Raw genomic sequence first — 11,932 nt, forward strand, 5'->3', positions numbered from 1 at the left:
GGGCCCAAATATCGCGCTGCGTTGACGGTATCGGTATGGATGTCGCGATGTTTGTTCAGTGGCCCATGGCAGCCAGCTCGACCTGAAAGGCCTCGCGAAGCGAACGTGTTTGGGGCGGGCCGTGCTCAGCTGGCGCGGGAGACCAAAACGGACGGAACGCCCCACTGGGCTTCCAAGGCGACCGCGAGTTCGCCCCCGCCGCGCCGTCCCGCGAGGACATCTTCGATGATGGCGAAATCGGCAGGGTAGTGGGCGAGGAGGGCCAAGGCTTGGGCGGCTGTATCAACGGGACCAAGAATATTCACGCCCCGCTCATGCAGTTGCTCCATGAGGCCGTCCCTGTGTGGAGAGCTCATCGCGGCGACCACCACGTTGGAGAAGCGTTCCAGCTCGTCGATTGTCTTCTGAGGCACTTGCATGGACGATGCTTTGCCTGATGGGGATCTGATCCGCCGTTGAAATATTGGTGATGCGGGTCAAGTCGATGTGATGCTTCTCTGACCATACGCGCCTGCTGCGCTGATCATCGACGATTTAGGTCTGCAGCCGTGAGGCCAGCTTTCGGTCTGAAGCGAAGTAGAAAGCGCCTTCGCAAGGCAGAGCGTTGGCAGGGCGCAGGAGCGTCCCGTCGCATCCGCCCACAAGCGAACCTACTCGACGTTGGCCGGCTGTCGCCCAGCAGGATCGCACGCCTCAAGGCACGCCGCCGACGACCTAGCCCTTTGAGTGTTTGCATCGTGGCGTCCTTGCACGCCGGCCGCTGACCGACGCCATCGCTTGGGATGGCCTCGCGACGATCCAGAAAGCCCCTGCATTCGTAGTGTGGTGGTAGCTTGGAGATACGCCTTGAAGATCGTGGTTTCATTCCTTCTGACGTTGGCGACGTTCGCGGTGATCGACACCGTCTGGTTGGGCGCGATGGCCGGCCGTGTCTATCGCCCCCTCATCGGGGCGATGCTGGCTGAGGAGTTCCGGCTGGTCCCGGCAGTGTTCTTCTATTCCCTGTATGCCGCCGGGCTGACGATGTTTGCTGTCCTGCCGGCCCTGGCGACTGGCGAGTGGAAGAAGGCGCTGGTCTGGGGCGGGCTGCTCGGGCTGTTCGCCTATGGGACCTACGATCTGACCAACCTGGCGACGCTGAAGACCTGGAGCCTGAAGCTCACCATCATCGACATGGCTTGGGGTGCGACGGTAAGCGCCGGCTCCTCGGCGATCGCTTGCGTCCTGGCGATGCGCCTGCTGCGCGCCAGCTAGCGGCGCGGGGGGCGCGGGAAAAAGGCGCTGGTGCGAGCGGCGTAGGCAGCGAAGGCCTCGGGGCGCGAGCGAAGCATGTGCGCCTCCAACAGCGGTACGCCAGAGACCCGCGTCAGCAGCCAGTACATGTAGGCCGGCCCGGTTAGGGCTAGCCATCCCCAAGGCCAAGCCCCGCTCATGTCGATCGCCAGGATCGGCCAAGCGCACCATCCGAGCCACTCGAAGAAGTAGTTGGGATGTCGCGACCAGGCCCAGAGACCGAGGTCGCAGACCGCCCCTCGATGAGAGGGATCGGCCTTGAAGGCAGCCAGCTGGCGATCGGCCGCCGCCTCGCCGATGACCGCGATCGCCAGGACAAGGGCGGCGAGTCCGTCCTGCGCCGTTAGGTCCGGACCCGGCTTGCGCGCCGCCGCCAGCACGCTAAGGGCTAGAAAGGCGGCGGCGCCTGCCTGCAACATCAGGAAGCCGAACATTCGGGATTGGAAGCGCGAGCCCCATTCCCTGCGCAGCTGGGCGTACCGGGCGTCCTCGGCCTCCTTTGCGGCGCGCGCGGCGATGTGGAGACCCAGCCTTAGGCCCCATGCGCCGATCAAGACGGCGGCCAGGAACTGACGCGACGACGGCGAGGCCCCATCGAGCGGAAAAAGCGCGACGAGCACGCCCGCCGCGCCCAGGCCCAGCGACCAGAACGCGTCGGCCCAGCCGCCCTGGCCCGTGAGACGTTGGACCAGCCAGGCGGTGGTCATCACAAGGACGAGAAACGCAGCGGCTCCCGTCCAAAGCGCGAGGAGGTCGACGATCACAGCCTGACGAAGGGCTGGATCAAGCGGCCAAGCCAGCCGTCGAGGAGGATCTGCCCATCAAGGGCGGCGACGCACAGGCACGGCTCGTCCGAGACGACACGCGGCCGGTGCAGGACGGATTCGTCGGCCTCCTCCAGGTCGCCGACATCAAACCTGCTGGTCTCGGTGGCGTAGGCGCCTGAGAGGACGCACGTCAATTCGACCCCGCCGTGAGTGTGGCGGGGCGTCTCCCGGCCGGGATCGATCTTCAGCAGGATGACGCGGCAATCGCCGTCGCGCGGCGCATGGACGTCGCGCACCCTCATCCCGGGGCCGACCCAGCGCCAGGGCCCAAGCCCATAGCGTCGCAAAGGCGCGGGCAGTTCGGGCATATCGTTCAGCGGGGCGGGCGCTCTTGCCTCGCCGGCGTCGGTCTCGATGCGCGCCAAGGCCCGCGCCAGGGCGTCGTGCGAGAGCGCAGAGGGATCGATGGTCTGCAAAAACTCACCGCCGACCGCCTGCAGGCGCCGTACCCACGCGTCGTTGGCCGGTCGCAACGCCAGATGCGCTGCGACCACCACCGCTTCCGGCGGGCTGAGCGTTCCAGCGGCATAGGCGATCAGGCGTTCTTCAGAGGGATTCCGCGTGGAGTTCATCGGGGAGACTCCTCGGAGGGTTCGAGGATGGCGCGTAGTTTGATCATGGCGTTGCGGATGCGGGACTTGACCGTGCCCAGCGGCAGGCCGAGCCGGCGGGCTATTTCGGAATGGGGATCGTCGAGGAAGAACGCCAGGCGCAGCACCTCGACCTGATCCGGGTTCAGTCGGGTAAGCGCCTCGCGTACCCGCCGGGCTTCGTCGGCCTGTACAAGGATGTCATCCGGACGCGGAAGATCGTCCTCGTCCTCGATCTGTGGCGAGGGCAGGGCTCGGGCGTCGCGGCGTAGGACATCCAGGCGTCGGTTGCGGGCGATGGTGAAGATCCAGGTCGCTGCTCGCGCCTTGCGGGCGTCGAACAGGTCCGCCTTGCGCCAGACGCTCAACATGGCGTCCTGGGCGAAATCCTCGGCCACGGTCGAGCTGACCCCCGACTTCATGAGCCAGGCTTTGAGACGGGGAGCGAAGTGCTCGAACAACTGAACGAACGCCTCGCGGTCACGCCGCAATGCGACGGCCTCGACAAGGCGATCGTAAAGGAACTCGTCTTCAACGTCTCCGCTCATCGCGCCAGCGGGCTTTTCAGACGATGTGAATGACGAAGCTTCGACATGCATGAACCCTAATACGCTTGGCGGAAAAGTCTGGATCAATCCCGATCCGTCCGGGCTGTCCGGCCGTATTGGCTAGGCTCGCGTCGATGTCGATCGCGGGATTGGCCGGAGCTCCCATGTCGTCAACTATCGCCCATCGGTCCCTTGCGCCGCTGAAGATCGCCGTGGTCGGCTCCGGCGTCGCCGCCCTGTCCTCGGCGTGGCTTCTGTCTCAGCGCCATCGGGTCACCGTCTACGAGAAGGCCGACCGTCTCGGCGGCCACTCCAACACGGTCGTGGCGGAGACGCCGCAGGGCGAGGTGGCTGTAGACACCGGTTTCATCTGCTTCAACGACGCCACCTACCCCAATCTGATCGCGTTGTTCGACAAGCTGGGCGTGAGGTCCCGCGCCACCGACATGTCCTTCGCGGTGTCTCTGGATCAGGGACGGTTCGAATACGCCGCGCCGGGCCTGTTCGCCCAGCGCCGCAATCTCGTACGACCGCGCTTCTGGTCGATGCTGGGTGAAATCCTGCGTTTCTATCGTCAGGCGCCGGAGGATCTGGAAGGGCTGACCGATCCTCAACTCACCCTCGGCGAATATCTGAAACGCCAAGGCTTCAGCGAGGCGTTCCGGGACGATCACCTCCTGCCGATGGCGGCGGCGATATGGTCCTCGCCGGCCCACACGCTGATGGATTATCCGGCCGAAGCCTTTATCCGCTTCTGCGGCAACCACGGCCTCCTGAAACTCGTCGATCGCCCGATGTGGCGGACCGTCGAAGGAGGCAGCCGGGTCTACGTCGAGCAGCTGGCTCGAGCGATAGCTGACATTCGGCTCGGCGTCGGGGTGCGGGCGGTGCGGCGCACCGATGGCGGCGTGCTGGTCCAGGATGATCAAGGGCGCACCGAGTGCTTCGACCATGTCGTCATCGGGACTCACGCGAACCAGGCCCTGGCGATGCTGGCCGAGCCGAGCGCCCAGGAAAGCGAGACGCTCGGCGCGATAAAGTACAGCCGCAATCTGACCGTGTTGCATACAGACAGCGATCTGATGCCGCGCCGACGGCGCGCGTGGGCGAGTTGGAACTATATCGGCGCGGGCGAAGGGCTTTGCGTCACCTATTGGATGAACCGCCTGCAGGGCCTGCCAGGCCAGGATCTGTTCGTCACCCTCAATCCGCCCCGCGCTCCCAAAGCTGGCGCGCTGTTGCGCAGCGAGATCTACGAGCACCCCATTTTCGATCCGGCCGCCATTCAGGCCCAGAAGAGTCTCTGGAGCCTCCAGGGGCGCGGCGGGGTCTGGTTCTGCGGCGCATATTTCGGCGCGGGCTTTCATGAGGACGGCCTGCAGTCCGGCTTGGCCGTCGCCGAACAACTCGGCGGCGTGCGGCGCCCCTGGTCGGTCCGGGATGAGAGCGGTCGAATTCATCTGACGCCCTTCGACGAGAGCGCCTGGGGGCAAGCCGCGTGACGCCAGACTCCGCGCTCTACATCGGCGGCGTGACGCACCAGCGCCTCCGGCCCGTCGCGCACCGGCTGAGTTACCGGGCGTTCTGGCTCTTGCTCGATCTCGATGAGATCGACGGGCTGGACCGCAGCTTGCGCGTCTTTTCGCGCAATCGGTTCAACCTGATCTCATTTTACGACCGCGACCACGGCGATGGATCACAAGGTCCGCTGCGCGTCCAAATCGAGGGCTGGCTTCAAAAGGCCGGCGTGGACATCGGCCGCGGGCCAATCCGCATCTTCACCATGCCTCGCCTGCTGGGCTACGTTTTCAACCCGATCAGCCTCTACTTCTGCCATCGCCCCGATGGCCGCTTGGCGGCGATGGTCTATGAGGTGACCAACACCTTCGGTCGCCGCCATTCGTATGTGATCCCCGTCCCAATCGAGGATCAGGCCGACGGCGTGATCAGGCAGGGCGCGGCCAAGGCTCTCTATGTCTCCCCCTTCATGGGCATGGAGATGGATTACGAGTTCCGCGGTCGCGTTCCGGCGCAGCGTTTCGATTTGACTGTTCGTGGGCTGGACGCGGACGGACTGTTGATCACCGCTGGTATGACGGCCAAGCGCCGCGCCATGCGGGACTTCGAGTTGCTGTCGGCCGCGCTCATGCGGCCGTTGATGACCCTGAAGGTCGTGGCGGCGATCCATTGGGAGGCGTTCAAGCTCTGGCTCAAGCGCGTTCCGTTGACCTCCCAGCCTTCACCGGCCCCCGACAAGGTGACGCTCCAGGCCGGCCCGCGTGAGAGCCGCCTTGGGCGATGAACTCCCTACGGCCGCGCGATCGGTACAGGCGCCGGATCGATTGCGCCGGGGGCGAGGGGACCGGCGGCCGCCGTGAGCCGATCCGACCGCTCTCCAAACCCACAACCCAGCCCACCGAAGCACTCGGCGACAGCCGGCGTGCGCAACTGAAAAAGGCCTCGCCTTTCGCTGGCGAGAAGGACGCTGCATGACCCATGCCATTACACGAGATCAACCGCGCATGGCTTCGATCGTGCGAGCCGGAAGGAGCGGTCATGCGCCGTCGCCGGCCTTCGAGATGCTGTCGCGGAAGCTATTGGCCAACTGGACATGGGGGCAGCTGACCCTCGACTTGCCGGACGGCTCCAGGCGTGCGGCAAACGGAACCGAGGCCGGTCACGCGGCTGAGATGACGGTCGCCGACTATCGCTTTGCGACACGGGTCTTCACGCGGGGCGATATCGGCTTCGCCGAGGGCTATGTCGCCGGCGAATGGGACAGCCCCGATCTCGCTGTTCTGCTTGAAGCCCTGGCTAACAACTACGAACACATTCGCCGTCTTTACCAAGGGGACATGGCGAACTGGGCGATCAATTGGCTCGGACACCGGCTGAACCGCAACAACCGCAGCGGATCTCGGCGCAACATCCACGCTCACTATGATTTGGGTAACGCGTTCTATCGGGCGTGGCTGGATCCGACGATGACCTATTCGAGCGCGCGGTTCGAGCACGCGGGCCAGCCGCTGGCCGAGGCTCAGAGGGCCAAGTATCGCTCCATCGCCCGCATGATGAATCTGCAGGCCGGGCAATGCGTTCTTGAGATTGGGTGCGGTTGGGGCGGCTTTGCGGAGTTCGCGGCGCGCGAGATCGGAGCCTCCGTGACAGCCGTCACCATCTCGCGCGAACAATACGAGTTCGCATCCCGTCGAATGTTCGAGGCCGGCTTGTCTGAGCGCGTGGACATTCGGCTCGTTGACTATCGGGACATTGGTGGACAGTTCGACTGCGTCGCCTCGATCGAGATGTTCGAGGCCGTCGGGCGGGAATACTGGCCGACCTATTTTCGCAGGATCCACGATCTATTGAAGCCCGGCGGGCGAGCGGGACTGCAGATCATCACCATTCAGGACGCTCTGTTTGACGACTATGCGGCGCGTACGGACTTCATCCAGAAGTACATATTTCCGGGTGGTTGCCTGCCTTCGGAGCGGAAGATAGCGCCGATTGTTTCTCGCGCAGGCCTGACCCAGATCGACGTCGAACGCTTTGGTCGTGACTATGCGGACACCTTGGCGCAGTGGGCGCAGCGGTTCGACGCCGCATGGGATGAGATTCGCACGCAGTCACCGACCTTCGACGAGCGTTTCCGACGGTTGTGGCGCTTCTATCTCGCCTATTGCGAGGCCGGCTTCCGCTCTGCACGCACGGACGTGGTTCAACTCGCGCTTGGGCGCGCGGCGTAGGCGCGCAAGGCTGGCCTGGTCTGGCCAGGTGTCCCACCGTGGTTAGCTACAAGAGCAAGATGGCTATCAATCGCAAGTCGGTCGCTTTTATCGGTCTGGCGGGTGTCCTGGCGGCCGGCCTGGGCGTGCTCTTTGCTGTCACACGGCCGGAGGAGATCGCCACCTCGACGGTGACAATGCAGAAGACTGAGCGTGTCATCGCGGTCGTCGGGCGAGTTCGACCCGTCGATCGCGTCGACGTGAGGCCGCTGTACGCCGGTCAAGTGCTTCGATTGCTGCATGACGAGGGCGACACCGTTGCGGCGGGCGAGCCTTTGGCGGTCATCAAGGCCGTCGTCGAACAGGCCCAAACTGAGGCTGAACTGGCGCGCGTTCAGTCGGCTCGCGCGCGGGCCGCTGAAGCCCTGCAAAGCTATCAGCGGACAAAGACCCTCTTTGATCGCGGCTTTGCGGCGGGGGCCGCGCTGGATCAAGCGAGCGCCGCGCTGCGCGCGGCGCAGGCCGACGTGGGAGCCGCCGAAGCCACGGCAAAGGTCGCTGCGGCGCGGACGAGGGAATTCGTCGTCCGCGCGCCCAACGCCAGCCTCGTGCTTTCTCGGCCCATCGACGCTGGCCAGGTCGTGGACACGAACACGACGCTTTTCGAGCTCGGCAGCCTGACAGGCGGCGAGATCGAGGCCGAGGTGGACGAGGCGTACGCTGACGCCATTCAACCGGGAATGGCCGCACGATTTGCGGCGACCGGCTCTAAAGCCACCTTCGTCGGCCAGGTGAGTGAAGTCTCTCCCCGGGTGGACGCTGCGACCGGCGGCCGGCTGGTCAGGCTGACCTATGGCGAAATGCCCGGTCTGGTCCCAGGCCGGTCGGTCGATGTCACCATTGTCGTGCGGCCCGCTGAGACGGTGATCCTGGTTCCACGCAGCGTGGTGCTGGACGCCTCGGTGGCGCCGAAAGTCTATGTCCTGGGGAAGGACGGCGTGGTGGGCGTTCGGGCGGTGCGCATCGCAGACTGGCCTTCTGGCGATGCGATCGTGGAGAGCGGGCTGGCCGAGGGAGATCGCGTCCTGCTTGATCCTGCAAAGGCGTCGCCCGGCGAGCGGGTAAGGGGAAGGGCGGAGCGTTAGAATGTTCGCCTTCATGATGGCGCGGCGCTACCTCGCTTCGAACCCGGCCCAGACAGCGCTGCTCCTGGCCGGCGTAGCCCTGGGCGTCGTCGTGTTCGTGTTCATTACGGCTCTGATCGAGGGGCTGGCGGTGCGCCTGACGGACGAAGTCACGTCCAACAGCGCTCATGTCAGCTTGGAGCCGGATATCCAGCGAGGACGCATTCTCGCTGCGCCGGGGGTTAGGAGCGAAGGCCCGGCTCTGGTCTCGACGTTCCAACGTCAGCAGATCCGCCAATGGCGCGCCGCCGTCGATCAGATCCGTGCCCAAGGCGGGGTGGCCGGCATCAGCCCTCAGATTACGGGAAGCGGCTTCCTGCTACGTGGGGAAGCGGTTCAACCCGTCTCGGTCACCGGCCTGGAGCCGGACGGCTTGGATGTGATCTCGCCGATCAGTACGCACATCATAGCTGGGACCGCAGTGCTCGGCGCGGACGGCGTGCTTGTGGGCGAACGCCTTGCCAACGAACTCGGCCTGGGGACCGACCAGCCGGTGCTGCTTCGCACCGACCGGGGAGCCGAACGATTGCTTACCGTTCGCGGAATATTCCGGACTGGCCTGGAGAGCCTGGACTCGCGGGTTCTATTTCTGAATCTGCAGACGGCAAGGCCGCTATTCCGGTTGCCGGAAGGCGTCTCAAACATCGAGATCAAGCTGGAGCGGCCGGCCGAGGCCGTCGCCGTCGCCCGCGCGCTCAAGGAAGCGACAGGGCTGCGCAGCACGCCCTGGCAGGAGAAAAACGAATCTCTGGACGACGCACTCCGCGCACAAGGCCAGACCGGTCGACTGATCCAGCTGTTTTCTCTCGTGTCGATCATCATCGGCGTGGCGAGCGCGCTAGTCCTTTCGGCTTATCGCCGACGGCCTGAAATCGGGATCATGCGGGCGACAGGCATCTCATCAGGCTTCATCGCGCAGGTTTTCATCCTGCAGGGCCTGATCATCGGCCTCGTCGGCGGGGCGATCGGGTGCCTGGTCGGATATGGTCTCTGCCAGGGCCTCGCCTCGATCGCCCGGCCGGACGGCCGCCCGGTTTTGCCGATCGCGCCCGAACGCGGCGGTTACCTGACGGTGTTCGTGTTGGCGACGCTTGGCGCCGTCGCCGCTTCGGCGTGGCCGGCGCGCTCGGCCTCGAAGGTCGATCCCCTGGATGCGATCCAGCTATGAACGCATTGCTCAGCGCCAGAGGCGTCGAGAAGCGCTTTCAAAACGGGGACGAGATCACCCAGGTGCTGAAGGGGATCGATCTCGAGCTCCGGACTCGGGAACTCGTGGCCCTCGTCGGAGCCTCGGGGTCTGGCAAGTCGACGCTGCTTTCAATTCTCGGCCTGCTGCTGAGATCCTCCGCCGGCGAGATCTGGGTCAACGGAGAGCGGATTGACGACCTGCCCGAAAACAAACGCGCCGCCTTCCGCAACCAGAAGCTCGGATTCATTTTCCAGGCCCATCATCTGCTTCCGGATTTCAGCGCGCTCGAGAACGTAGCCCTTCCAGCCGCAGCCCCGGCTGGGGGCATTTCCAAGTCGATCCGCGCACGCTCAGCCGAATTGCTGGGCCGCGTCGGATTGGAAGACCGAATGGACTTTCGGGCTACCCGGCTTTCCGGGGGCCAGAAGCAGCGGGTGGCGATCGCAAGGTCGCTCATCAACGGCCCGCTGCTGGTGCTTGCCGACGAGCCGACGGGAAACCTAGATCGCGAGTCGGCCGATCAGGTCCTTTCCTTGATGCGGGAAATGAACCGGCAAGACGGCGTCACCTTCCTGATCTGCACTCATGATGAGCACGTCGCATCCCAGTGCTCACGCCGCATCGTGCTCGTCGATGGGCGGGTAGGCAGTGAGAGCTCGTCCTCCAACCTCTAGTCTGGACGCTTAAGGCCTTGCGGCGCTTAGCCCGGCCGGGTGGCGGAAAGTCCATACATCAGCGGAATCCTGGGCATGGACGGGGGCGGGGCGAGGCGGCCGCCGCCGAGGTCCTGCATGTTCGCGAACGCCGCCCAGCCGTTCGAATAGGGGTACTCAACCAGCCGCTCGAGCGTCAGGCCGGCCTCGATCAGAGCGCTGACGACTTCGCCCACGCCCCAGTAGAATTCGAAGGCCGGATTGGGATTGCGGAACTCCTCGACCCCGGGGTGGTAGGCGTCGAGCGCCAGGGTCTCGCCGGAATCGGCCACATAGTCGCCGACGCCGTCCGGCTCCTCGATCGGCCCTTCGGCGAAGTAGTCGTGACGCGGCGTCCATTGCGGGTCGAACACCAGCGAGAAGGGATGGAACTCGACCATGCCGAAGCGGCCGCCGGGCTCCAGCAGGTCGGCGACCCCGCGGCCCCAGGCCTTCAGGTCGGACAGCCAGCAGATCGTGCCGTAGGAGGTGAAGACCCGCTCGAATCTGCGGCCTTCCGTCCGGGCCTTGGCGAACCAGTCGAGCAGATCCGAGCGTTCGAACCGGGCCGCCACCCCGCTCTCGGCCGAGAGCCTGGCGGCGAAGGCGACGGCCTCATCGGAGATGTCGACGCCGGTCACCCGCGCGCCGAGCCGGGCCAGGCTCAGGCTGTCCTGTCCGGAATTACACTGCAGGTGCGCGAGGCTGCGCCCGGCGACGTCGCCCAGCATGTCCAGCTCTTCGGGATAGAGCGTCGATCCGCCGGCGCGGAAGAACGCCGCCTGGTCGCCCTTGTGGCTGTTGTGGGCGCGGGTGGCCTCGTTCCAGGAGCGGCGGTTGGCTTCGTGCAGGTCAGGTCGCATGTCAGGTCTCGAAGATCAGCAAGGCCTCGGCCTCATCGCCCAGCATCTCTCCGGTCGGGCGAAAGCCCAAGCGCGCATAGAAGCCGGCGGGGCTGGCCTCGCCCAGCCCGTAGCTGGTGTAGAGCTCGGTGACGCCCTTGGCGCGGAGGCCGCGGACCACCATCGCGAGCGCGCGCTGGCCGACGCCCTTGCCCTGGTAGGGGCCGGCGATCATGAGCCGCCACAGGAACGCGCCATCGTGCTCGATGCCGTCATGCCAGTCGCCGCCCAGGTGCAGCATCACGAACCCGGCCGGCTCCTCGTCCACATAGATTCCGCGGAACCAGGCGTTTTCGGAATAGTGCGCCTCGGCGATGGATTGGCCGTTGTCGGCGACCTTGCCGCGCTGGGCCTCGGACAGGGTTTCGCTCAGGTCGCAGATGTCGGTCACGCTTTCGGCGGTGATGCGGCGCAGGCTGACTTCGAACGGGGCGGTGGCGGTCATGGGCTCCTCGGGGGCGGAAATGGGCCGCGGGTTTGCCCGCATCTGCGTCGAGAAGCCGTCGAGACGCCGTGGAGGAAGCCTGGGGGCTCAGTTCCCTTGAACCTGGGCCCGCCGGCTCTTGGGCTTCGGATCGGACGGCAGCGCCCCCTGGGTCAGGTCGGCCAGGATCGGACAGTCGGGGCGGTCGTCGCCGGCGCAGCAGTGCGAGAGGTGGCGCAAGGTGTCGGCCATGGCCTGCATCTCGGCGATGCGGGCGTCGAGGTCGGCCAGGTGCCGCTCGGCGATCGCCTTGACCTCGCGGCTGGGGCGCACGCGGTCGCGCCACAGCGACAGGAGCTGGGTGATCTCCGGCATCGAGAAGCCGAGCGAGCGGGCGCGGCGGATGAAGCGCAGCTCGTTGATCTCGCGCTCGTCGTACTCGCGATAGTTGGCGTCGGTGCGCGCCGAGGGCCGCACCAGCCCGATCTCGTCGTAGTAGCGGATCATCTTGGTCGTCACGCCGGACGCCTTGGAAGCCTGGCCGATGTTCATGGGAGT

The 11,932-nt window shown here is 65.6% G+C and carries 14 protein-coding genes; 7 read left to right on the forward strand and 7 right to left on the reverse strand.

Going from position 1 to position 11,932, the window contains the following annotated elements:
• Positions 1 to 125 precede the first annotated feature (125 nt).
• Positions 126 to 419 (reverse strand): hypothetical protein, encoded by a 294-nt coding sequence (locus OUA97_RS05150; RefSeq protein WP_267230745.1) that lies wholly within the window; start codon positions 417 to 419, stop codon positions 126 to 128.
• Positions 420 to 855: 436 nt separating this feature from the next.
• On the opposite strand from OUA97_RS05150, the gene OUA97_RS05155 reads away from it, so the two are divergent.
• Complete coding sequence (locus OUA97_RS05155; protein ID WP_323690527.1) at positions 856 to 1,254, forward strand: DUF2177 family protein; 399 nt, start codon at positions 856 to 858, stop codon at positions 1,252 to 1,254.
• On the opposite strand, the gene OUA97_RS05160 is transcribed toward OUA97_RS05155, so the two are convergent.
• From OUA97_RS05160 to OUA97_RS05170, 3 genes are read right to left on the reverse strand one after another with little or no spacing between them, the layout of a single operon-like run.
• Complete coding sequence (locus OUA97_RS05160) at positions 1,251 to 2,000, reverse strand: DUF1295 domain-containing protein (RefSeq protein WP_267230747.1); 750 nt, start codon at positions 1,998 to 2,000, stop codon at positions 1,251 to 1,253. The two genes, OUA97_RS05155 and OUA97_RS05160, sit on opposite strands and share 4 nt — an antisense overlap.
• Before the next feature lie 53 nt (positions 2,001 to 2,053).
• Positions 2,054 to 2,692 carry a ChrR family anti-sigma-E factor gene (locus OUA97_RS05165; RefSeq protein ID WP_267230748.1) on the reverse strand — a complete coding sequence of 213 codons (639 nt, stop codon included), beginning with the start codon at positions 2,690 to 2,692 and terminating at the stop codon, positions 2,054 to 2,056.
• Complete coding sequence (locus tag OUA97_RS05170; RefSeq protein ID WP_267230749.1) at positions 2,689 to 3,345, reverse strand: sigma-70 family RNA polymerase sigma factor; 657 nt, start codon at positions 3,343 to 3,345, stop codon at positions 2,689 to 2,691. Before OUA97_RS05170 ends, OUA97_RS05165 begins: the two co-directional genes overlap by 4 nt.
• A 77-nt stretch (positions 3,346 to 3,422) precedes the next feature.
• Between OUA97_RS05170 and OUA97_RS05175 the strand changes: the two genes are divergently transcribed.
• The 6 genes from OUA97_RS05175 to OUA97_RS05200 all read left to right on the forward strand — a co-directional run bounded on the left by OUA97_RS05175 (position 3,423) and on the right by OUA97_RS05200 (position 10,030).
• Positions 3,423 to 4,760, forward strand: a complete 1,338-nt coding sequence (locus OUA97_RS05175; RefSeq protein ID WP_267230750.1) for an NAD(P)/FAD-dependent oxidoreductase — start codon at positions 3,423 to 3,425, stop codon at positions 4,758 to 4,760.
• Positions 4,757 to 5,560 carry a DUF1365 domain-containing protein gene (locus tag OUA97_RS05180; RefSeq protein ID WP_267230751.1) on the forward strand — a complete coding sequence of 268 codons (804 nt, stop codon included), beginning with the start codon at positions 4,757 to 4,759 and terminating at the stop codon, positions 5,558 to 5,560. The genes OUA97_RS05175 and OUA97_RS05180 overlap by 4 nt, the downstream gene beginning before the upstream one ends.
• Positions 5,561 to 5,780: 220 nt before the next feature.
• On the forward strand, positions 5,781 to 7,004 hold the full coding sequence (locus tag OUA97_RS05185; RefSeq protein WP_416362412.1) for a class I SAM-dependent methyltransferase: 1,224 nt from the start codon (positions 5,781 to 5,783) through the stop codon (positions 7,002 to 7,004).
• 38 nt (positions 7,005 to 7,042) lie between these two features.
• Positions 7,043 to 8,128 (forward strand): efflux RND transporter periplasmic adaptor subunit, encoded by a 1,086-nt coding sequence (locus OUA97_RS05190; protein WP_267230752.1) that lies wholly within the window; start codon positions 7,043 to 7,045, stop codon positions 8,126 to 8,128.
• Between the two features lies 1 nt (position 8,129).
• The gene (locus tag OUA97_RS05195) at positions 8,130 to 9,335 is read left to right on the forward strand and encodes an ABC transporter permease (RefSeq protein WP_267230753.1); all 1,206 of its coding nucleotides are present in this window, start codon (positions 8,130 to 8,132) and stop codon (positions 9,333 to 9,335) included.
• Positions 9,332 to 10,030, forward strand: coding sequence for an ABC transporter ATP-binding protein (locus tag OUA97_RS05200; RefSeq protein WP_267230754.1), 699 nt, complete (start codon positions 9,332 to 9,334; stop codon positions 10,028 to 10,030). Before OUA97_RS05195 ends, OUA97_RS05200 begins: the two co-directional genes overlap by 4 nt.
• 26 nt (positions 10,031 to 10,056) lie before the next feature.
• Here OUA97_RS05200 and OUA97_RS05205 read toward each other — a convergent pair whose 3' ends face one another.
• From OUA97_RS05205 to cueR, 3 genes are all read right to left on the reverse strand, one after another.
• Complete coding sequence (locus tag OUA97_RS05205) at positions 10,057 to 10,911, reverse strand: class I SAM-dependent methyltransferase (RefSeq protein ID WP_323690521.1); 855 nt, start codon at positions 10,909 to 10,911, stop codon at positions 10,057 to 10,059.
• 1 nt (position 10,912) lies between these two features.
• Entirely contained in the window at positions 10,913 to 11,395 is a 483-nt protein-coding gene (locus OUA97_RS05210) for a GNAT family N-acetyltransferase (RefSeq protein ID WP_267230755.1), read from the reverse strand.
• Positions 11,396 to 11,482: 87 nt separating this feature from the next.
• A complete protein-coding gene (gene cueR / locus OUA97_RS05215; protein WP_267230756.1) occupies positions 11,483 to 11,926 on the reverse strand; it encodes a Cu(I)-responsive transcriptional regulator in 444 nt (147 codons plus the stop codon).
• Positions 11,927 to 11,932 lie beyond the last annotated feature (6 nt).

The organism is Phenylobacterium sp. 58.2.17, from assembly GCF_026411515.1.
Lineage (GTDB): Bacteria > Pseudomonadota > Alphaproteobacteria > Caulobacterales > Caulobacteraceae > Phenylobacterium.

Coding starts and splice junctions, on each gene's coding strand:
- OUA97_RS05150 (WP_267230745.1), bottom strand. CDS start 419: ATGCAAGTGCCTCAGAAGACAATCGACGAGCTGGAACGCTTCTCCAAC.
- OUA97_RS05160 (WP_267230747.1), bottom strand. CDS start 2,000: ATGACCACCGCCTGGCTGGTCCAACGTCTCACGGGCCAGGGCGGCTGG.
- OUA97_RS05165 (WP_267230748.1), bottom strand. CDS start 2,692: ATGAACTCCACGCGGAATCCCTCTGAAGAACGCCTGATCGCCTATGCC.
- OUA97_RS05175 (WP_267230750.1), top strand. CDS start 3,423: ATGTCGTCAACTATCGCCCATCGGTCCCTTGCGCCGCTGAAGATCGCC.
- OUA97_RS05185 (WP_416362412.1), top strand. CDS start 5,781: ATGGCTTCGATCGTGCGAGCCGGAAGGAGCGGTCATGCGCCGTCGCCG.
- OUA97_RS05195 (WP_267230753.1), top strand. CDS start 8,130: ATGTTCGCCTTCATGATGGCGCGGCGCTACCTCGCTTCGAACCCGGCC.
- OUA97_RS05200 (WP_267230754.1), top strand. CDS start 9,332: ATGAACGCATTGCTCAGCGCCAGAGGCGTCGAGAAGCGCTTTCAAAAC.
- OUA97_RS05205 (WP_323690521.1), bottom strand. CDS start 10,911: ATGCGACCTGACCTGCACGAAGCCAACCGCCGCTCCTGGAACGAGGCC.
- OUA97_RS05210 (WP_267230755.1), bottom strand. CDS start 11,395: ATGACCGCCACCGCCCCGTTCGAAGTCAGCCTGCGCCGCATCACCGCC.
- cueR (WP_267230756.1), bottom strand. CDS start 11,926: ATGAACATCGGCCAGGCTTCCAAGGCGTCCGGCGTGACGACCAAGATG.